The 18,750-nt window shown below is 69.1% G+C and carries 26 protein-coding genes and 2 pseudogenes; 12 read left to right on the top strand and 16 right to left on the bottom strand.

Features of this window, described 5'->3' with window-relative positions; genetic code table 11:
- Nucleotides 1-5 precede the first annotated feature (5 nt).
- The 3 genes from ACGFY5_RS39920 to ACGFY5_RS39910 form a co-directional block, all read right to left on the bottom strand.
- Nucleotides 6-452, bottom strand: a complete 447-nt coding sequence (locus ACGFY5_RS39920; protein ID WP_392729251.1) for a hemerythrin domain-containing protein — start codon at nt 450-452, stop codon at nt 6-8.
- Between the two features lie 302 nt (nt 453-754).
- Complete coding sequence (locus tag ACGFY5_RS39915; protein ID WP_392729250.1) at nt 755-1,171, bottom strand: hypothetical protein; 417 nt, start codon at nt 1,169-1,171, stop codon at nt 755-757.
- Nucleotides 1,172-1,266: 95 nt separating this feature from the next.
- On the bottom strand, nt 1,267-1,638 hold the full coding sequence (locus tag ACGFY5_RS39910; protein WP_392729248.1) for a DoxX family protein: 372 nt from the start codon (nt 1,636-1,638) through the stop codon (nt 1,267-1,269).
- A gap of 88 nt (nt 1,639-1,726) precedes the next feature.
- Between ACGFY5_RS39910 and ACGFY5_RS39905 the strand changes: the two genes are divergently transcribed.
- From ACGFY5_RS39905 to ACGFY5_RS39890, 4 genes are all read left to right on the top strand, one after another.
- A complete protein-coding gene (locus ACGFY5_RS39905) occupies nt 1,727-2,218 on the top strand; it encodes a MarR family winged helix-turn-helix transcriptional regulator (protein ID WP_392729246.1) in 492 nt (163 codons plus the stop codon).
- Between the two features lie 76 nt (nt 2,219-2,294).
- Entirely contained in the window at nt 2,295-2,831 is a 537-nt protein-coding gene (locus ACGFY5_RS39900; RefSeq protein ID WP_392729243.1) for a GNAT family N-acetyltransferase, read from the top strand.
- Between the two features lie 42 nt (nt 2,832-2,873).
- Nucleotides 2,874-3,458 carry an NADPH-dependent FMN reductase gene (locus ACGFY5_RS39895; protein ID WP_392729241.1) on the top strand — a complete coding sequence of 195 codons (585 nt, stop codon included), beginning with the start codon at nt 2,874-2,876 and terminating at the stop codon, nt 3,456-3,458.
- Between the two features lie 45 nt (nt 3,459-3,503).
- A complete protein-coding gene (locus ACGFY5_RS39890; RefSeq protein ID WP_392729238.1) occupies nt 3,504-4,109 on the top strand; it encodes a dihydrofolate reductase family protein in 606 nt (201 codons plus the stop codon).
- A 28-nt stretch (nt 4,110-4,137) separates the two neighbouring features.
- On the opposite strand, the gene ACGFY5_RS39885 is transcribed toward ACGFY5_RS39890, so the two are convergent.
- Nucleotides 4,138-4,719 carry a TetR/AcrR family transcriptional regulator gene (locus ACGFY5_RS39885; protein WP_392729237.1) on the bottom strand — a complete coding sequence of 194 codons (582 nt, stop codon included), beginning with the start codon at nt 4,717-4,719 and terminating at the stop codon, nt 4,138-4,140.
- A gap of 53 nt (nt 4,720-4,772) precedes the next feature.
- Between ACGFY5_RS39885 and ACGFY5_RS39880 the strand changes: the two genes are divergently transcribed.
- Nucleotides 4,773-5,612 (top strand): SDR family oxidoreductase, encoded by an 840-nt coding sequence (locus ACGFY5_RS39880; RefSeq protein WP_392729236.1) that lies wholly within the window; start codon nt 4,773-4,775, stop codon nt 5,610-5,612.
- On the opposite strand, the gene ACGFY5_RS39875 is transcribed toward ACGFY5_RS39880, so the two are convergent.
- Nucleotides 5,590-6,423, bottom strand: a complete 834-nt coding sequence (locus tag ACGFY5_RS39875) for a helix-turn-helix transcriptional regulator (protein ID WP_392729233.1) — start codon at nt 6,421-6,423, stop codon at nt 5,590-5,592. The genes ACGFY5_RS39880 and ACGFY5_RS39875 overlap by 23 nt on opposite strands.
- Nucleotides 6,424-6,523: 100 nt before the next feature.
- On the opposite strand from ACGFY5_RS39875, the gene ACGFY5_RS39870 reads away from it, so the two are divergent.
- Nucleotides 6,524-7,348, top strand: coding sequence for an oxidoreductase (locus ACGFY5_RS39870; RefSeq protein ID WP_392729230.1), 825 nt, complete (start codon nt 6,524-6,526; stop codon nt 7,346-7,348).
- 6 nt (nt 7,349-7,354) lie between these two features.
- Here ACGFY5_RS39870 and ACGFY5_RS39865 read toward each other — a convergent pair whose 3' ends face one another.
- Nucleotides 7,355-7,777 (bottom strand): MFS transporter, encoded by a 423-nt coding sequence (locus ACGFY5_RS39865; protein ID WP_392729227.1) that lies wholly within the window; start codon nt 7,775-7,777, stop codon nt 7,355-7,357.
- A gap of 114 nt (nt 7,778-7,891) precedes the next feature.
- Nucleotides 7,892-8,197, bottom strand: a pseudogene (locus ACGFY5_RS39860) (DapH/DapD/GlmU-related protein); the annotation flags it as partial.
- 67 nt (nt 8,198-8,264) lie between these two features.
- Here ACGFY5_RS39860 and ACGFY5_RS39855 point away from each other — a divergent pair.
- Both ACGFY5_RS39855 and ACGFY5_RS39850 read left to right on the top strand, forming a co-directional pair.
- Nucleotides 8,265-8,600: an ArsR/SmtB family transcription factor gene (locus tag ACGFY5_RS39855; protein WP_392729225.1), complete on the top strand. Its 336-nt coding sequence runs from the start codon at nt 8,265-8,267 to the stop codon at nt 8,598-8,600.
- Nucleotides 8,597-9,031, top strand: coding sequence for an SRPBCC domain-containing protein (locus ACGFY5_RS39850; protein WP_392729222.1), 435 nt, complete (start codon nt 8,597-8,599; stop codon nt 9,029-9,031). Before ACGFY5_RS39855 ends, ACGFY5_RS39850 begins: the two co-directional genes overlap by 4 nt.
- On the opposite strand, the gene ACGFY5_RS39845 is transcribed toward ACGFY5_RS39850, so the two are convergent.
- The gene (locus ACGFY5_RS39845) at nt 9,032-9,676 is read right to left on the bottom strand and encodes a hypothetical protein (protein ID WP_392729221.1); all 645 of its coding nucleotides are present in this window, start codon (nt 9,674-9,676) and stop codon (nt 9,032-9,034) included.
- A 5-nt stretch (nt 9,677-9,681) separates the two neighbouring features.
- Nucleotides 9,682-10,017, bottom strand: a pseudogene (locus ACGFY5_RS39840) (RNA polymerase sigma factor); the annotation flags it as partial.
- A gap of 239 nt (nt 10,018-10,256) precedes the next feature.
- Here ACGFY5_RS39840 and sepF point away from each other — a divergent pair.
- A complete protein-coding gene (gene sepF, locus ACGFY5_RS39835) occupies nt 10,257-10,502 on the top strand; it encodes a cell division protein SepF (RefSeq protein WP_392729219.1) in 246 nt (81 codons plus the stop codon).
- Here the strand turns inward: sepF and ACGFY5_RS39830 are convergent.
- Complete coding sequence (locus tag ACGFY5_RS39830; protein ID WP_392730025.1) at nt 10,480-10,875, bottom strand: MarR family winged helix-turn-helix transcriptional regulator; 396 nt, start codon at nt 10,873-10,875, stop codon at nt 10,480-10,482. The genes sepF and ACGFY5_RS39830 overlap by 23 nt on opposite strands.
- Before the next feature lie 78 nt (nt 10,876-10,953).
- Here ACGFY5_RS39830 and ACGFY5_RS39825 point away from each other — a divergent pair, with 78 nt between their 5' ends.
- Complete coding sequence (locus ACGFY5_RS39825; RefSeq protein WP_392729216.1) at nt 10,954-11,538, top strand: TIGR03086 family metal-binding protein; 585 nt, start codon at nt 10,954-10,956, stop codon at nt 11,536-11,538.
- Between the two features lie 57 nt (nt 11,539-11,595).
- Here the strand turns inward: ACGFY5_RS39825 and ACGFY5_RS39820 are convergent, their stop codons facing one another.
- Together ACGFY5_RS39820 and ACGFY5_RS39815 are read right to left on the bottom strand one after the other, a co-directional pair.
- Nucleotides 11,596-12,117, bottom strand: a complete 522-nt coding sequence (locus ACGFY5_RS39820) for a CGNR zinc finger domain-containing protein (protein WP_392729214.1) — start codon at nt 12,115-12,117, stop codon at nt 11,596-11,598.
- 126 nt (nt 12,118-12,243) lie between these two features.
- Nucleotides 12,244-13,680 carry a dolichyl-phosphate-mannose--protein mannosyltransferase gene (locus ACGFY5_RS39815; RefSeq protein ID WP_392730022.1) on the bottom strand — a complete coding sequence of 479 codons (1,437 nt, stop codon included), beginning with the start codon at nt 13,678-13,680 and terminating at the stop codon, nt 12,244-12,246.
- Between the two features lie 252 nt (nt 13,681-13,932).
- On the opposite strand from ACGFY5_RS39815, the gene ACGFY5_RS39810 reads away from it, so the two are divergent.
- A complete protein-coding gene (locus ACGFY5_RS39810; RefSeq protein ID WP_392729211.1) occupies nt 13,933-14,604 on the top strand; it encodes a DUF4142 domain-containing protein in 672 nt (223 codons plus the stop codon).
- 8 nt (nt 14,605-14,612) lie between these two features.
- Nucleotides 14,613-15,374, top strand: a complete 762-nt coding sequence (locus ACGFY5_RS39805) for a class F sortase (RefSeq protein ID WP_392729208.1) — start codon at nt 14,613-14,615, stop codon at nt 15,372-15,374.
- A gap of 1 nt (nt 15,375) precedes the next feature.
- On the opposite strand, the gene ACGFY5_RS39800 is transcribed toward ACGFY5_RS39805, so the two are convergent.
- The 4 genes from ACGFY5_RS39800 to ACGFY5_RS39785 all read right to left on the bottom strand — a co-directional run bounded on the left by ACGFY5_RS39800 (nt 15,376) and on the right by ACGFY5_RS39785 (nt 18,641).
- Complete coding sequence (locus ACGFY5_RS39800; RefSeq protein ID WP_392729205.1) at nt 15,376-16,197, bottom strand: DUF1206 domain-containing protein; 822 nt, start codon at nt 16,195-16,197, stop codon at nt 15,376-15,378.
- Nucleotides 16,198-16,235: 38 nt separating this feature from the next.
- Entirely contained in the window at nt 16,236-16,655 is a 420-nt protein-coding gene (locus tag ACGFY5_RS39795; protein ID WP_392729204.1) for a CBS domain-containing protein, read from the bottom strand.
- A 101-nt stretch (nt 16,656-16,756) separates the two neighbouring features.
- The gene (locus tag ACGFY5_RS39790) at nt 16,757-17,308 is read right to left on the bottom strand and encodes a CNNM domain-containing protein (RefSeq protein ID WP_392729201.1); all 552 of its coding nucleotides are present in this window, start codon (nt 17,306-17,308) and stop codon (nt 16,757-16,759) included.
- Nucleotide 17,309: 1 nt separating this feature from the next.
- The gene (locus ACGFY5_RS39785; RefSeq protein ID WP_392729200.1) at nt 17,310-18,641 is read right to left on the bottom strand and encodes a hemolysin family protein; all 1,332 of its coding nucleotides are present in this window, start codon (nt 18,639-18,641) and stop codon (nt 17,310-17,312) included.
- Nucleotides 18,642-18,750 lie beyond the last annotated feature (109 nt).

Here is an 18,750-nt window from a genome sequence, read left to right as displayed (position 1 = left end):
GACTGCTACAGCGGCCCGAGAACCTGGCGCGGATCGGCTTCGAGTCGCAGCGTCTCCAAGACCGCTAGGAGCATCCGCTCTTCGTAGCGGAAGTGGGACTCCATGATCGCGGCCACGCCCTCGAGGTGATTCGTCAGTTCGGCCGGGGACGCCGAGCGGTCGACGGCAGCCTGGAGGCCGCCGAGCAGGTGCCCGATCATCGAGTGGTCCTGTTGCAGGGCGCGCAGGGTGTCGCGCAGTTCGGGATGCTGCTCGGCGATCGCCGGGAACAGCTCCCGGTCCTCGCCCTCGTGGTGTCCGGTCAACGCGGCGCAGAAGCCGTGGCAGAACAGCAGCAGGTCGGCGGCACTCGACGTTTCCCGCGTGGCGCGCAGAGCAGCCCGCAGCCGCTCATGCACGGTTCGAAGTTCAATGCTCCAGGCCACCAGCCTGGTCGTCTCGCCCTCACCCACGGGTGACGGGCGAAGGGGACGACGAGATCACGTCGTGCTCCTTCGGTCCGGCGCCTCCATGCCTGGCACGGTCTGCCACCGGCACGCGACGCTGGCGTCACCTTAACCGACCGCGCCGACGTTCCTCAGCCGACTGCCGATCCCCGGTAGTCAGCGATTGCGCGGGGGTGGTGCCGCGGCCGTCATGACCTTGACGCCGGCTTAGCGCGAACTATCGCCGCGCTCGTCCCCCGGAACTACTGACGCGCTGCATCAGTGACGGGCGGTCCAGCTTCCGGCCGGGCCGCCCGCTGCCGACCGTGCTATTCGACGAACTGATAGTCGCGAGCGATCCGATCTTCCTTGTCCAGGACAAGAATCTCGCGCCCGACACCGACCACCTCGCCGTCGCGTCGACCCACCATCTCCCAATGGAAGGTCACGACGTCGGCGAGTTGCTCCGCGTCCTGCCGTGAACGGAACTCGTGAACGCCGGGCGCAACGAACTCCTCGTAAGCCCTACGCACGCGATATTCCAGCGATTCCCTGCCCCGCGCCTCGAGAACAGGTCGGTTGAACCCCAGGTCGACCGCAGCTTTCCGGACGTCCTGCGGCGGCTGCAGTAGGTGCACGGCATCAGCGGCGAACAGGTCAGCTATCTCGGCGCGGCGCCGGTCAGCGTCCGGCTCGTTCCACACGGCGGCGTAGCGATCGGCGAGTAACTGCGGAGCAGACGACATGAGGCCTCTTCGGAGAACTGAGCGACAGTGACAGTCCGACTCTCCAGAGACGGCGCGCGTCCCACAATTCCTCGAAAGGAATCGCCGTGCTGCTATTAGAACGCGTACGGCCCGAATCGGCCCCACGCCACCATCGCGGCCAGCACCAGCAGCACGACGCTCGGAACCGACGCCGAGAACTCGCGGCGCCGTACGTGCATCACCACGGCCCCGACCATGACGAGCACCAACCCGGTCGCGGCGATCGGAACAAGAACGGGCGCGACGTCGACCACGGCAGGCAGGATCACGCCGATCGCGCCCAGCACCTCCAGCACGCCGATCGCCTTCGGCGCCCACCGCGGCGCGTCAGCAGCCCAGCTCTGTGAGGCGACGTACTTCTCGTGCGTCAAAAGGAGCTTGAACGCACCCGAGAAGAGAAAGGCCGCGGCGACCAGCCCGGCAACGACCCAGAGAACGATGTCCATGATTCCCCACTGGCAGAGATGACTTAAACAGTGAAGTCAAAGCTAACCAGCATGAGTTAAACGTGCAAGTGACTGCTAGAATTGCGCCGTGACCGACGACGAACCCCCGTGGCTCAGTCCGGACGAGCTCAAGACCTGGCTGACGCTGTTCTCGCTGCTCGTACGCCTCCCAGGCGCGCTCGACTCACAACTCCAGCGCGACGCCGGAATGAACCTGTTCGAGTACAGCCTCCTGGCCGGGCTCTCCGAGGCACCGGACCGCCAAATGCGGATGAGCCTGCTCGCCGACATTTCCCAGGGCTCGCTCCCCCGCCTCTCCCAGGCCATCGGCCGCCTGGAAAAACGCGGCTGGGTACGCCGCTCCCCCGACCCGGACGACGGTCGCTACACGCTCGCCACCCTCACGGACGAAGGGCTCGAAAAGGTCCTCGCGACCGCACCCGGCCACGTCACCGAGGTCCGTCGCCTGATCTTCGATCCGCTGACGAAAGCGCAACCACGGCAACTGCACGACATCGGCGGACGCATCATGCGCACCATCGACCCCGACGGCCCCTACCCCGGCGACCGGCCGTACTAGCGGCCTCTCTATACGCCAGCGTACAAACTGGTCTAGCCTTCTTCTATACGCACCCGTATAGAAGAAGGAGCGAATGATGGCCATCCCGGGCCTCCGGTTACGCCTCCCACCGATGCCGATCGCGGCGGAGCGCATCCGCACCTCAGCGGGGACCGCGCTCCTGGCGCGCGAGGCAACCGCCGACGACCTGACAGCCGTCAACGACCTGCACAACCGCTGCTCGGCCCAGACACTCCTCAGCCGCTACCACGCCGGCCGCAACCGCCTGACCGTCGCCGAGTGGGATCGGATGGTCGATCCCGCGCAGGGGCGCACGCTCGTGCTCACGGATCCCACGGAGGTCGTCGGCTACGCGAACGTGCTGCGGACAGCACCCGCCGGTCCGGCAGAGGTTTCACTGCTCTTGCGCGACGATTGGCAAGGCGCCGGCGTCGGCCGCGCGATCGGCGGACACCTGATCCGGGTCGCGCGACGACTCGGCTTCACGGACCTCGTCGCGTGGACCGAACCGGACAACGTCCGGGCCATCGCCCTCCTGCGCGGCGTCGGTGCCCGGCCCGATGGCCACGAGCCCGGCGTCATCTGCTGGGCGCTTGACCTCAACCGCTGTTGAAGTTCCACGCTGACTCCACAGTGTTCGACCCGAGGAGTCGCCATGAACGCACAGCCCCTGCCGCTCGCCGTCATCGTCGGCAGCACCCGCGCCGGACGCTTCGGCCCGACGGTCGCCGACTGGTTCGTCGATCAAGCGAAACAACACCCCGCCGTGACGATCGACGTCATCGACCTGGCCCTCACCCCGCTACCGACCCAGATGTCCAGCGAGCTCACGCGGCAGGAATCAGCCGTCCTCGCCGACGTAGGCAAAAAGCTGAACACCGCCGAGGCGTTCGTCGTCGTCACCCCCGAGTACAACCACAGCTACCCCGCCCCGCTGAAGAACGCGATCGACTGGCACAACGCACACTGGCACGCGAAGCCCGTCGGCTTCGTCTCCTACGGCGGCCTCGCCGGAGGCCTCCGCGCCGTCGAACACCTCCGCCAGGTATTCGCCGAGCTCCATGCCGTCACCGTGCGCGACACGGTCAGCTTCCACGGCGCCCGCCAACAGTTCGACGCCACCGGCCGACCGATCGACGCGGCAGGGTGTGCGACAGCAGCCGGACGCATGCTCGACCAACTCGTGTGGTGGGGCAGCGCACTCTCCACCGCCCGTTCGGCGACGCCTTACACCGTCTAGATGGGCCAGGATGATCCTCACCTACCGAGCGTGAGGAGGACCGGCATGACCGGACGGGTGGTGTGTGACATCACGATCTCGGCCGACGGCTACTCAGCCGGGCTGAACCAGACCGAGGAACGTCCCTTCGGCGACGACGGCGGCGACGGCTCGGGCGGCCTGCTGCACTCCTGGATGTTCGATTCCGCCGACGAGAACCGCGCCGAGATCGAGCAGATCGTCGCCGCCGACGCGTTCATCATGGGGCGCAACATGTTCGGCCCGGTGCGCGGGGAGTGGGATCGGCAGTGGAACGGCTGGTGGGGAGACGATCCGCCATACCACGCCCCGGTCTTCGTTCTCACCAACCACGCGCGCGACCCCGAGCCGATGGACGGCGGCACCACGTTCCACTTCGTCACCGACGGAATCGAATCGGCGCTCGCGCAGGCGCGCGCGGCCGCAGACAACGGCACCGTCGCGATCTGCGGCGGCGCGACCACCGTCAATCAGTATCTGGCCGCGGGCCTGATCGACGAGCTGCGGCTCCACATCGCACCGCTGACGCTGGGCGCCGGCACGCGGCTCTTCGACGGCGTCCCACCGCGAAAGCTGGCGCAGACAAACGTACGTGCCACGTCGAGCGTCACCCACGTGACGTACCAGCTCTGACCACGACGGAATCGGCCATCTGCCGGGCTCAGGGCACCGACTGAGCAGCTACCATCCCCACCAGCATCTCGACGATCTGCTCCGCGGTCGTACCCCACTTCTCCTGCGTCAGGTGACCGCTCACTTCCATGCCGGCGACGCCGTGCGCGCTGGTCATGAGCAGCGCTCCGTAACGCCGGGCGTCCTTCTCCCCCACCAACTCGGCGACGATCGCGAGGAACTCGTCCTGGCTGCGCCCCGCGGCCCGGACGACAGCGCTCGGGTCGCCGCTCGGCTGGGTGAACATCAGCCGGAACAGGTGCGGCTGCTGACGCCCGATCGCGATCAGACCGGTCAACGCCGTGCGCAGCTTCTCGGGCGCCGACAGCTCCGACGACGCACGCAGCACTGACACCTCGTCGCCCACACGGTCCCACGCCTCGGTCGCGATCGCGGTGAGCAGGCTCTCCTTGTCGGCGAAGTGCCGGTACGGCGCTCCCCGGCTCACCCCGGCCCGCGCGCCGACCTCCCGCAGCGTCACCGCTTCGACCCCGCCCTCTCCGAGCAGCGTCGCGGCCGCGTCAAGAAGAGCACGGCGAGTACCAGCGGCGGACTCCACTCGGCTGACCATGCAGCCCATCTTACTGTTGACAACGTCAACCCAAACCACCTACCGTCATTCAGGTGACAACGTCATCTGAACTCATCGTCATTACCGGCGCATCCACGGGCATCGGCGCGGCAACCGCGCGCGAACTGGCCGGCCGCGGCTACCACGTACTAGCCGGGGTACGGCGCGAGCAGGACGCGCCGAGCGCGCCGAACATCGAACCGGCGATCCTCGACATCACCGACCCGGCCCAGGTCGAGGCACTCGCCGCCAAGGTCGGGCACACCCCGGTCAAGGCCCTCATCAACAACGCCGGTATCGCCGTGAACGCCCCCGTCGAAGCGCTGCCCCTGAGCGAGTGGCGCCGCCAGTTCGACGTCAACCTGTTCGGCCACATCGCCGTCACCCAGGCCCTCCTTCCCGCCCTCCTGCGCAGCGCGGGCCGGATCGTCAACATCAGCTCGATCGGCGGCCGTATCGCCCTGCCGACGTACGGCGCCTACGCGGGAACGAAGTTCGCCCTGGAAGCGGTCAGTGACGCACTGCGCCGAGAGCTGGCACCGCACGGGGTAAAGGTCGTGATCGTCCAGCCCGGCGGCGTCAAGACGGAGATGACCAGCCGGGCCACGACCCTCGTCAACCAACTGGCCGCGAACATGACCGCCGAGCAGAACGACCGCTACGACCCCCTGGTGCAGGCGATCATCTCCCACTCCGCCGCGTTCACGAAGGCCGGCCGCACCGCCGCGCAGGCCGCGAAGGTCGTCGCCAAGGCGGCCACCGACCGCAAGCCCCGCGCCCGCTACACGATCGGCCGCGACGCAGCCCTGATGACCAGGCTCTCCCGCGTCCTGCCCGACCGCGTCCTCGACCGGGTCCTCGCCGCCGACCTCAAGCCCCACTTCCCTGGATGACGGCCGGGTACGTCGCCGTCATCGCCGCCAGGAAGTCGAGCTTGCCCCGCGCATCCGTGCCCGGCCGCGGCGTGTAGACGACGACCCGCAGGTTCGACCCGTGCGTGAGCAGGATGTCGGAGTCCAGGTCGACGTCCCCGACCTCCGGATGCTCGACGATCTTGTGCGCGCTCTGGTGCTCGGCCACCGACCGCCGCTCCCACAGTTCCCGGAACCGCGGAACCTGCAGCAGCCGGGCGATCAGCGCCGCGACGTCCGGATCGTTCGGGTACCGGCCGGCGGTCGTCCGCAGGTCCGCCACCATGGATTCCTCGAACGCGACCCGCTCGTCCGGCGTGAACCGGACGCGGTCCAGGGCACGCTCGAACTGCTGGAGCAGCAAGCTCCCGGCGTCGACCGGATCCCCGAACACCGCGACGAACAGCGGATTCCAGTGCAGCAGCGTCCAGGTCGCGTCGTACACGGCCAGCGGGTGTCCGGTGAGCTGCTCCGTGATCCGGCGCACGCTCGCGGGAATCAGCCGCGGCACCCGGCTCGGGTCCGCGGTGTGACCCGCGAGCCGCATCAGGTGGGCCTGTTCCTGGTCCGACAGCTGGAGCGCGCGGGCCAGCGCCAGGCACACCTGCGCCGACGGCGTCGCCGCCCGCCCCTGCTCGAGCCGGACCACGTACTCAATCGAGATCCCCGCCAGCACCGCCAGTTCCTCGCGCCGCAGCCCCGGCGTCCGGCGCGGAGCAGTTCGCGTGAGCCCGGCCGCTGCCGGGTCGAGCCGATCCCGCCAGGCCCGGAGCACGGTGCCGAGGTCGTCCATACGGCCATCTTCGCTGCTGGCAGCGTCGATTGCCTGCTACCAGCAGTACCAGGAAGACCCGTAGCTCCCGCCGGCCCTGCCGACGGCTCACGGTAGAACCATGAACGACAAAATCTCCCTTGCCGACGATCTGAGGCCGACCAGGTTGGGCTACGGCGCCATGCAACTGGCTGGCCCCAACGCGTTCGGACCTCCCCGCGACCGCGCCGAAGCAGTGGCGGTGCTGCGGACCGCCGTCGATCTCGGCGTCACGCACATCGACACGAGCGACTACTACGGCCCGGTCGTCACGAACGAGCTCATCCGGGAGGCGCTGCACCCCTACCCCGGCGACCTGCACATCGTCACCAAAGTGGGTTTTCGGCGCGGCCTGGAGGGCAGCTGGGATCCGGCGCCGGAGAACCTGCGTGAGCAGGTGCAGGCCAACCTGAGCCACCTCGGGCTCGACGTGCTCGACGCCGCGAACCTCCGGATCGCCGGGCCGGGGTCGCTCGCGGAGGTGTTCGGGACGATGGTCGACCTGCAGAAGGAAGGCCTGGTGAAACACCTCGGTCTCTCCAACGTGACCGCCGAGCAGGTGCGCGAAGCGCGGGCGATCGCGCCGATCGTGTTCGTGCAGAACCTCTACAACGTGGTGCACCGCGACGACGACGAGCTGATCGACGCGCTCGCCGCGGACGGCATCGGGTTCGTGCCGTTCTTCCCGTTGGGCGGGTTCAGTCCACTGCAGTCCGCCGTGCTGGACGAGGTGGCGGCTTCCCTCGGCATCGGAACGCAGCAGGTCGCGCTGGCGTGGTTGCTCCAGCGCTCCCCCAACATCCTGCCGATCCCGGGCACGTCGTCGGTGGCGCATCTGCGCGAGAACGTCGCCGCCGCAGACCTGACGTTGCCACCGGAGGCACTTGCCCGGCTGAACGGCCTCTGACGGGCGCTACTTGGTACGCGGAAGGGCGACGGTCAGCAGCAGGCCTGCGGCGACGACACCCATGGTGACGCTCAGCGAGCGCAGAATGCCCACGTGGTCGGCGAAGAAGCCGAGCAGCGGCGGGCCGCTGATGCCCAGCGGAAACCCCATCGCGGTACCCAGCCCCCACCCGACGACGCCGATCACGGCCGAAGCCTGGTTCGGCCCGAAGACCGTCGTTCCGAGTCCCATCAGCGCGAGCACCACGCTCACGCGGGTGACGAGCCGCGGGCCGTAGCGCTCGACCAGCGGCGGGCCGAACCACCGCCCGAGCGTCATCGCGGCGACGAACAACGCGAAGCTCAACGACCCCACCGCGATCGAGGTGCGGTGGCCTTCGACCATCGCGGATGCGAGCCAGTCGTTGCCGGTGCCCTCCGAGAACCCCATGGTCAGGACGAACAGGCCGAGAACGAGCGTCCGTGGCTCGGTTCCCGGGAGTCCAGGTGGAGCTGCGACTTGACGCTCGGAATGCGGGCCGCCCAGGTGGCAAACAGGAATCCGCTACCGGTGAAGGCCAGATAGACCGCCGCGATCGCGGCCTTCACCGGACGGCGTCGGGGACGAGCCGACGGACGGCGTCCCGGATCGTGTCGGCGTCCAGACGTCGGCCGGGATGTCCTTCGTGACGACCGCTCCGGCGCGGATGATCGAGTTCTCACCGACGGTCACGCCGGGGCAGATCATCGCCATGCCGCCGATCCACACGTTGTCGCCGATCGTGATCGGCAGTGCCGCTTCCCACTTGGCGCGGCGCAGCTCCGGGTGGACGGGGTGCGTCGGAGTCAGCAGCTGCACGTTCGGACCCATATGCGCTTACGCGTAGGAAGTTCCCTACGCTTGACGCGTCGGTAATTTCCTACGTATCGTTCGACGCATGCCGCAACGCGCGAAGTCGTCACCGGCGGACCGGGTGTTCGCCGCGCTGGCGAACCCCACCCGCCGGGACGTGCTCGACCTGCTCCTCGACGGCCCACGGCCGGTGCAGGAAATCGCCGAGCACTTCGACATGGCCCGGCCCAGCGTCTCCGAACACCTCAAAGTCCTGTTGGACGCCGAGCTGGTCACCGAGACGAGGCAGGGCCGCCATCGCGTCTACGCGGTGACCCCCGACCCGCTGCAGGAGCTGCAGAGCTGGCTGACGCCGTACGAGCGGTTCTGGCGTTCGAAGCTCACCGGTCTGCGTACCTACCTCGAGGAGCAAAACCCATGACCGCTGCGATCCACGTCGACGAGTTCCTCCCTCACCCGCCCGCCGCGGTCTGGCACGCGCTGACCGACCCCGAGGCGCTGAACGCCTGGTTCCTGCCCAGCGACTTCAAGCCGGTGGTCGGGCACCGTTTTCAGCTGCAGGCCGAACCGATCGAGGCGACGAAATTCAGCGGCGTCATCGCGTGCGAGGTGCTGGAGTTGCGGCCCGAGGAGCTGCTGAGCTACTCGTGGACAGACGCGAACAACGCGGGCGGGCTCGACTCGGTCGTCACCTGGACGCTGCGCCCCGAGGGCACCGGCACGCGGCTCTTCGTCGAACACAGCGGTTTCGACCTCGACGACCCGCAGCAGAAGCTCGCGCACACCATCATGGACGGCGGCTGGCGCAGCCAGGTCCTCCGCCGTCTCATCCAACACCTGGAGGCGTCGTGATCAGCGGCTGATCCCCCGGGCCACCTTCGTCAGCTCCTCGGCCGACAACCCCGCGTTGCCGGTGATCGAGATGACGACGCCGTCCTCGGCCGTGAGGACGACCGAGTACACCGTCGCCTCGGAGCCTCGGGTGACGAGCACCCGGGCGGGACCGATCGGTGCGTCGAACGTCGACACCTGGCTGGTTCCGGTCGTCAGCCAGTCGACCACCCACTGGGTGGCCGCGCGAGAGTCGCCGGGATCCAGCACGGTGATCCACAGCCAGGCTCCGCCGTTGTTCCTGTCGTAGCGGCGCTGGGACACCGCCACGGCCGGGGCACCCGCGTCGCGACATTCCCGCATCCCCGCGGCGGCCGCGCAGGTGAACGACCCGTCGCGCGCCTCCGCCCGGACGCCGCTCGGAAGATAACCGACCTCGAACCCACCGAGCGGAGAGTCGGCCGGGGCCGTCGCGGGCGGTACGACGAGCGTGGTCGTGCCGCTGCCGGTCACCGCGAAGGCGACGACGAACGCGACCACCGCGGCGGCCCCCGCAAGCGTCGCCCGGCGCAGCAGCCGCCGACGCCGCACACCCCGCCGCACGCCCGCGACGAACTCCTCCGTCACGGGCAGGTCCCAGTCCACCGCGAGCAGCTCCTCCGGCACCGGTTTCACCTCTCTGCCGCCAGCCGACGGCGAAGCGCGGCCAGACCACGGGACACCTGCGATCGCACGGTCTGCGGTGTGCACCCGAGCAGTTTGCCGATCTCGTCGTCGGACAGGTCCGCGAAGTAGCGCAGCGCGATCGCCGCGCGCTGTTTCGGCGGCAACCCGGCGAGAACCTGCCGGGTGGCCGCCGCGGAGTCGACGGCCGCCAGCGCATCGTCCTCGCGCCCGACGTCCGGAAGACGTTCGACGGGCAGATCCACCGCACGCCGGCGCCGGTTGAGAAAGACGTTGACCATCGTGCGATGGGCGTAGCCCAGGCCCGCGCCGGAAGCGCGCACGAACGCCTCGAACTCGGCGTCGCCGGCGGGAAATCCTGACGGGCTCACACACTGGAAGTACACAGTCAGCGGCCCGGAACGTTGCACGGGAATCAGGGTTGGTCGACGTGGACGTCCCACCGAACGCTCCTCGACCGATCGCCGCGGTCGCGACCTGGGCGGTCGAGCGCGCCCCGAGATCGATGCGGCACGCAGGCGCGGCGGATTGACTCCTGCTGCGTCCAGAGGAGACTGATTCGGTGGTCAAGACGCTGCGTCCGCAGAACTACAACGAGGTCTTCTACGTCGGCGACTGGTTCCGCTGCGGCACCCCGGTTGTGATGGATCTGAGCGAGTTCGACGAGTCGGACGCGATGCCGCTGGTCGACTTCGCCACCGGGCTGGTGGTGGGGTGCGGCGGCGCGATGGAGAAGATCGCGCCGCGGCTGTTCCTGCTGCTGCCCGAAGACATGGTGAACGCGGCTAAGGCTTCGACGCCGAACTGAGCGCTCGCAGAGCGTCGACAAAAACCGCCCGGTGATCGGGCGGCAGTACCTGGAGCATCCGCTCCTCTTCCACGCGGATCGCGGCCTGCACGGTGCCGCGGATGCGACGGCCCTCCGGGGTGATGCTCACGACGCGCGCCCGTCGGTCACCGGGCGCCGGGCGACGTTCGATCAGCCCCGCCGTCTGCAGGTCGTCCAGCACGGCGATCAGCCGTGTCTTGTCGGCGCCGATCGCCTCGGCCAGCGCTGCCTGGGTGTACACGGGCTGGTCGTCGAGGCTCGAGAGCACCACGTAGCCCCACATCGTGAGGTCGTGCGCGCGCAGGATCGGTAGCTCCATCGCGACCAGCGCCCGGCCGATCGGCCCCATCATCGCCGCGAGGTCCTGGCGTTGCTCCACGTCGGAAAGATACCGCTTGACAACTCATAAGCACCTGCACATCGTAAGCACATGCTTATTGAAATGAAAGAGCTGGACGCTCGCGCTGTCGCACTCAGCGTGCGCATCGTCGACGCAGTGAAGCCCGAGGACCTCGATCGCCCGACCCCGTGCGCGGGCTGGACGGTCACCGACCTGCTCCGTCACCTGATCGCCCAGCACCACGGGTTCGCCGCGGCCGTGAACGGTGGGAGCGCGTGGGACCTGCCGCCGCTCGACGACGATCCGGCGGCGCAGTACCGGGCGGCGTCCGATGAGGTCGTTGCCGCGTTCGCCACGGTCGAGGCACCAGACCAGCTGTTCGTGATCCCCGATTTCGGATCGCAGCCGACCCCCGCGCGGTTCGCGATCACGGCCCACGCCGTGGACTACCTGGTGCACGCCTGGGACGTGGCGGCCGCGCTCGGGCAGCCGTTCGCACCCGACGACGACCTGGTCGACGCCCTGCTGCCGATCGTGCTGTCCCTACCCGACGACGAGCGTCGCACCGAAGCCGGCAGCCCGTTCGCCCCCGGCATCCCCCAGATCCCCGGCACCCCTGCGATCGACCAACTCCTCCGAGCCGTAGGCCGAGACCCGCACTGGCTCCCCGCCTGACCCGTGCCGACGCGGCTGCCAGCCCGGTTCCGCGACCGTCGGCCGGCCGCACGACCGTCAGGTGGCCGCGGCCGCGCCGGCGCGGTGGCGCCTAACGGCGTCTCGGTTGGCGCAGGCGGGTGAGCAGTAGCGCTGGCGGCCGGTGCGGCTCACGTCCGCGAACGGGCGTCCGCACTCCGTCACCGCACACCGCCCCAACCGGTGCATCCCCCGCCCGGTGAGGTGCAGCGCCGTACCGACGCTGATCAGCGCCCGCAGCACCCCGGCCAACGGCAGCTCGGCGGCCCGATAGTGCAGATGCCACCCGTCCGACGCGTGGTTCGTCAACCGCGGGTACGCCGACGCGGCCGCGAGCAACACGTTCAGCCGCTCGGCCCGGGTCTTGTCGTCCGGCGCGTCCACGACCCCGAGCCACTCGTCCACGAAAAGACGAACGTCATCCAGATCGACGTCACCAGCAGGGACCTCCACCCCCGCCGCGCGGCACCGCGCCACGAGACCGGCCGGACTCACCGGAAAGTCGACAGCGAGCGAAATCGCGAACCGCACCGGATCTTCGCCGTAAGGGTTGATGTGCACAAGACCATTACAGCACGCTCGAGGCATGAAGCACTTCTGGAAGACGATCTCGAGCCACGACACCAGCGAGGGCCGCATCCACTACCAACGCTGCACCTGCGGACGCTGGCGCGTGACCCGCGACGGTCAGATCCAGGAGTCGAACCACATCCGCGAGTGCCAGGAGTCGTACGTCATCTGCTCGCCGGTGTAGATCGGATAGAAGTACGCGAACGTCGCCGCGATCACGACCAGATAGGCCGCCACGGCCACCGCCCCGACCAACCGCCGGTCCCGGTCGTCGATCGAAGCGGCCAACCCGGGCGCGGCGGAGCGTCCGGGCCCCAGCACCGTCCCCAGCGCGAGCGTCACCGCCAGGACGAGGAACGGCAGCGCCGGCAGCGTGTAGAAGTAGAACATCGTGCGGGTGGGGTAGAACGTCCACGGCACGATGCCGGCGCCGAGGCTCATCAGCAGGATCGCGCCGGCCCGCCAGTCGCGCCCGGCCAGCCAGCGCCACCCGACCATCACCAGCGCCGGGATGAACGACCACCAGAGCAACGGTGTACCCAGGGCCAGTACCTCGGCCGAGCAGTTGTCGCTGCCGCAGCCCGGGTCACTGGAGTAGTAGTACGCGACCGGCCGGCCGAGCAGCAGCCAGCTCCACGGCGTCGACTGGTAGTCGTGCTTGGCGTGCAGGCCGGTGTGGAACTCGTACGCGTGGACGTGGTACTCCCACAGGTTCCCGATCGACGACGGCAGCCACGACGGGCCCGGCCAGGGGTTGCCGTTGCGGTTCCACCCGTCGTCGGAGAGGAACCATCCGGTCCACGTCGACAGATACACCGCGAGCACGACGACGCCGAACACGACGACCCACAGGGTCTCGCGCACCAGCGTGTCCCGGATCGGACGCTCCACACCGGCGCTGCGCCGGGCCTGGACGCACCACCACAGCGTGATCGCCACCAGCGCGACGATGTACCAGGTCGCGCTCCACTTGACACCCAGCGCGCACCCGGCGCTCACCGCGGTGGCCAGGCGCCACCACGGCACGCGGAACGGCGTCCCACCGGACAGGTCGTCGCCGGCGTCGGCCCGGCGCAACAGCCACGACCGCGTCGAATCCCGGTCCAGCAGCGCGCAGGCGAACGCGAGCAGCAGGAAGAACATCAGGTAGATGTCGAGCAGAGCGACGCGGCTCATGACGAAGTGGAGGCCGTCGAGCGCGAGCAGGAGGCCGGCGACGCAGCCGAGGAGCGTCGAGCCGAACATGCGGCGCGCGATCCGCGCCAGCAGCAGCACCGAGAGCGCGCCGATGAATGCCGCCGAGATGCGCCAGCCCAGCGCGTTGTAACCGAAGAGCTGCTCGCCGCCGGCGATGAGCCACTTGCCCAGCGGCGGGTGGACGACGTACCCGGCGCCGGTGCCTTCCTTGTCCCGCTCGACGCCGAACATCAGGAGGTCGTGCGCTTCCTTGGCGTAGTAGACCTCGTCGAAGATCTTCTCGCCCGGCTTGTCGAGCCCGACGAGCCGCAGGATCAGCGCGAGAAACGCGATTCCCCCGGTCCACAGCCACGACATCGCCTGGTCGGACGGCAGGCCGTCGGCCAGCCGGTGACGCAGGGAAGACCGAGCCGCCTTCTCGGCAGTCGGCGAGGACAACGCTTCGGTCACGGCCACGCGAGTGATCGTAGGCGGCTGGGACCAGCGGGACGCGTATGGACCGGAGAGTGCGGGTACCTCACAGCGTGTTGAACCCAACGCAGCGGTATGGTCACTGGGAGGTATCGGGTACCTTCGCGGTGAGCGACGGCGGGCCGGAAGGACGGTGCCATGCAGCGCAAGATTGGCTTGATGACGTTGCTCTCCGCTTTGTTGATCCTGCTCGTCTTACCGGGCGAAGCGTTCGCCGCGCCGGTGGCCGGCGTCAACGCCCAGGATCAGTCTTTCCTCCGCGGCGCCCACCAGGCCCACCTCGCCGCTGTCGCCGCGGCCCGCATCGGTCTGCGCAAGGGCGACAAGGAAACGCGCGAGCTGGCCAACCAGTGGCTCACTGACCACTCCCGTCTCGACAACGAGCTTCGCCCGGTGGCGAAGAAGCTCGGCGTCGACCTGCCGGCCCGGCCCGATTCCACGCAGCAGGCGATGCTCAACCGGTACGAGCAGACCAGCGGTCCGGCCTTCGACGGCCTCTGGGTGTCCACGCAGCGGCAGGCCCAAGCGTCGATCCGGCGCCAGGTGGAAGCCGAGCTGACCGGTGGCCAGAACGAAGAGGTGAAGAACCTGGCGCGCAGGACGTCGCCGGTGGTGGCCAAGCACGCCGAGGGGCTGGACGACAACGCGCCCGCGGTGGGAGCCGCACCGGGACAGGTCGACGCCGGGCGGGGCATCTCCCCGGGGAACCGTCCGGTGATCGCCGGTACGCTCGCTGCGGTCGGCGTTGCCTTCCTGCTCGGATCCGCCTGGTTGTGGCGTCGTCGGGGCACCCTTCCCGAGAGCGGATAGCCCGAGGAATGATCGATTCCCGGCGGTTCTTGTTACCGGCCCGTCGGAAGCTCCGCCTTCCCACCCCTGACCGTTCGAAGCGCTGGCCCGCGTACGCCGGTCTGGCGACGGGGATCGTCTGCCTCGCCGCGGCGGCGATCTACGCGCTGCTGCCTCCCCCGGCACCCGATCTGCCGAGCGAGGTGGGCGTGGTGCCCGGCGAGTCGGCGCAAGCCGCGCCGAGAAGCGCGTCCCCGGGACGCGGGTCTTCGAAGAGCACGGCGCCGGAGAGCGCAACTTCCGCGAGCCCGAAGGAGTCGCTCACGGTCCCGCCCGATCCCGCTGTGGCGCGGCCTCGGCGTCTGGTGATCCCCGTGCTGGACGTCGACGCTGTCGTCGATTCGGAGATCGTCAACACGGTCGGCGGCCTCACGCTCCCCGAGGATCCGCGCCGCGTCGGCTGGTGGTCGGCCGGCGCCGGTCCCGGCTCGACGTTCGGGTCGGTGATCCTCGCCGGCCACGTCGACGACCGGGAGCTCGGTCGGGGCGCGCTCTACGACATCGGGAAGCTCTCGGTCGGCGACCTGATTTGGGTCGACAGCACCACCGGACGCCGGGCGTACCGGGTGGCCGCCCGCCGGGTCTACAAAAAAGCGAAACTCCCCGGCGACGTGTTCGCACAGGGAGTTCCGGAGCGGTTGGTGCTCGTCACGTGCACGGCCCCGTACGACCGGAAAACCCAGTCGTACGAGGCCAATGTCGTCGTCTACGCGTCGCCCGCGACCGGGTGACTCAGGACTTGCGGTAGCGCGCGTCGAAGAAGCAGTAGACGCCGTAGCAGACGAAGCCCAGCGCCATCAGCCACAGCAGCAGCGAGCCGAACGGCTGCGACGCGATCGTCTTCATCGCACCGTCCAGGCCGGACGCCTTCTCCTTGTCGAAGCTGACCGCCGCCGCGACCACCAGGCCACCGACCACCGCGTACGCGACGCCGACCGCCATGTAACCGACCTGCCCGGTGCGCTCGGCGGCCTTGCGTGCCTTCGCGTCGGCGTGCGACAGGTCGAGGTCCTCGCGGAACTTCTTCTTCCAGCCGTGCCACACCACGAACGCGGCGCCGACGACGATCGCGAGCCCGATGATGATCACGAGCCCACGCCCGAACGGGGCGTCGAGCAGCTTGCCGGTGAACGACTGGGTCTTGCTGCCGTGCTGCGGGTTGCCCATCGCGAACTTGGCCGCGGTGAACGCGAGGAAACCGAAGATCGCGGCCTCGAGTGCGCTGGTGAGACGCTTCTTCAGCCGCCGGTCACCGGCCGACGCGTGACCCCAGATCGCCTCCGCGATCTGCCAGATCGTCAGCGCGACCAGACCGACCGTGACGATCCACAGAATCGCCTGACCGAACGGCTTTTCGGCGACCTCGGAGAGCGCCCCGTTCTTGTTCGCCTCCTCGCCGCTGTCGCCGGTCGCGACCTGAATGGCCAGGAACGCGATCAGCAGGTTCACCACCCCGTAGGCCACCAATCCCACCCGACCGATCCGAGTGATCCAGTCGCTGCGGGCTGCGCGGCGTGCGGTGTTACTGGCGCCGCTCACCGATGCGGACGTCATGGGGGGCCTCCAGGGGGCTGTCAGGTAACGCTTGCTTATCAGTCGCCACTGGATGCTTGCGTCAAACCAGTATCTGCCTCCTGGGCTTCCCGATCGGCGACCGGCGGTGTCTCGTTGAGCTGCCCGACCAGCTCCTCGAGCAGGTCTTCCAACGCGACGACCGCCGTGCCGTTCACCAGCCCGAGGTGTGCGCCGTCCCGTCGCAGCGCCTCGACCGCGTCGGCGAGCGGTGCGTCGTCGTCGATCTCGGGCATCGTGCGGATCAGTCGCTCCGGCAGGATCTCGTCGAGCTCGTCGGGCCGCGCCTCCAGCAGGTCCTTGGCGTGGACGTAACCGGCGAAGCCGTCCGATCCCCGCACCGGGAACCGGGAGTAACCCGAGGAGGCCACCAGGCGCTCGACGTCGCGGACGGTCGCGTCGTCGGGCACCAACGTGAGCTGATCGCCGGTCAGCGCCACGTCGCTCGCGGTCCGGGCCTCGATGGACAGTGCCCTGGTCAGCCGCTGCTCCGAGTCCTCGTCGAGGTAGCCCTCGGCACGGGACTCGGCGACCAGCTCGGTCAGTCCTCGGTGTTGTAGACCGTGTCCAGGTCGTCCCGCGGCGTGATGCCGACCAGCTTGAGGACGCCGTTCGCCGTCGCGTTGAGGCTGACGACGATCGGCTTGGTTATCCGGCACCAGGTCACCATCGGCGGCCCGAGGAGCAGCGCCGCCCGCACCGGCCCCGCCAGCGAGATGTTCTTCGGCACCAGCTCGCCGAGCACCAGGTGCAGGTAGGACACGATCGACAGCGCGATCACGAACGCGATCGGGTGCAGCATGCCCTCGGGCACGTGCACGAGCTCCAGCGGACCCTCGATCAGGTGCGCGATCGCCGGCTCACCGGCCGCGCCGAGCCCGAGTGAACAGAGCGAGATGCCGAGCTGCGCACCGGCGAGCATCAGCGACAGGTGCTCCACGCCGTAGAGCGCGGTCTTCGCGGCCCTCGAACCCCGTGCGACACGGGGTTCGAGCTGATCGCGGCGGGTGGTCACCAGCGCGAACTCCGCGCCGACGAAGAACGCGTTGCCCAGCAGCAGGGCGAACGTCAGGATCACGAGAGCGAAGTCCATGTCAGTCCTCGTCCCTCGGTTCGGTCTCGGTCCGGCGCAGGCGGATCGCCGCGATGCGGTGGGCGTCCATTTCGTCGACGATCAGTTGCCACTCGGCGGGGTCGATCGCGTCCTCCACCGTCACCGAGTCGCCGACCTCGGGCACCTTGCCCGCGCGGTCGAGGAACAGCCCGGCCAGCGTCTCGTAGGGCCCGGACGGGACGTTGAAACAGATCCGCGTCGCCGCCGCGTCGTCGCGGAGCAGCCCCGACACCCGCCAGTGGTCGGCGCCGAGCTTCACGATGTCGGGCTCCGGTGGCCGGTCGTGCTCGTCGCGCACCTCCCCGACCAGCTCCTCGATCAGGTCCTCGAGCGTCACCACGCCGGCCAGGCCGCCGTACTCGTCGATCACCGCGGCCGCCTGCAGCGGCTCCTGCCGCAGCTGGCCGAGCGCCTCGTCCAGCTCCAGCGTTTCCGGCAGCACACCGAACGGCTCCATCACCTCCCGGATCGATGTGTGGGCACGCTCCTCGTCCGGGAAGCGGAAAACTGCCTTCACGTGGACGACGCCCAGCAGGTTGTCGAGCTGGTGCTCGAACACGGGGAAACGGGAAAAGCCAGTGCGGCGCGACTCGGCCGCCAGGTCCGCGACAGTGCTGTGCGCCGAGAGGGCTTTCACGCGGGTGCGGGGTGTGAGCACATCGGCCACTGTCCGGTCGTCGAACACCAGTGAACGTCGCACCAGCCGGGCGGTGCCCTCGGTCAACAGACCCTGCTCGGCGGACGTGCGGATGAGGCCACTCAGCTCGGCCCGGGAACGCCCGGCACCCAACTCGTCCTGCGGCTCGATGCCCAGCCGACGGATCACCCAGTTCGCGGACCCGTTCAGCATCAGGATCAGCGGCTTGCAGGCCCGACTGAACGCCCGCTGGATCGGCGCGACGATGTGCGCGGTGCGCAGTGGCTCGGACACTGCGGCGTTCTTCGGCACGAGTTCGCCGAACACGGTCTGCACCGCTGTCGCGAGGATCAGCGCGACCACGTAGGACGCGGTGCCCGCGACGCTCTCCGAGAGACCGATCGCGTCGAAGCCCGGATCGAGCAGCGTGCCGATCGCCGGTTCCGCGAGGTAGCCCAGGATCAGTGACGAGACCGTGATGCCCAGCTGCGAACCGGACAGCTGGAACGAAAGCGTCCGGAGCGCGGCGAGTACTCGGGCGTCCTTCTCGCTGCCGCCGGCGGCGAGACGCTGGACGCGAGGGCGGTCGAGGCTGGTGAGCGAGAACTCGGCGGCGACGAAGACCGCGTTCGCGGCGAGAAAGACCAGAACGGCGACGAGTGCGAGCGCCGTCACCCGGGAAGCCGACGGAATCGAGAAAGATGCGGGTTACCCATGACGTGCAGTGTTGCCGAACTCGTGGGGCTCCACACCCCGGGAAGTGTGAGATGCACCTAGCGGTGTC

The organism is Cryptosporangium sp. NPDC048952 (genome assembly GCF_043197895.1).
GTDB lineage: Bacteria > Actinomycetota > Actinomycetes > Mycobacteriales > Cryptosporangiaceae > Cryptosporangium.
The sequence above is the reverse complement of the archived record's forward strand: the minus strand, read 5'-3'. Positions and strand labels throughout refer to the sequence as shown.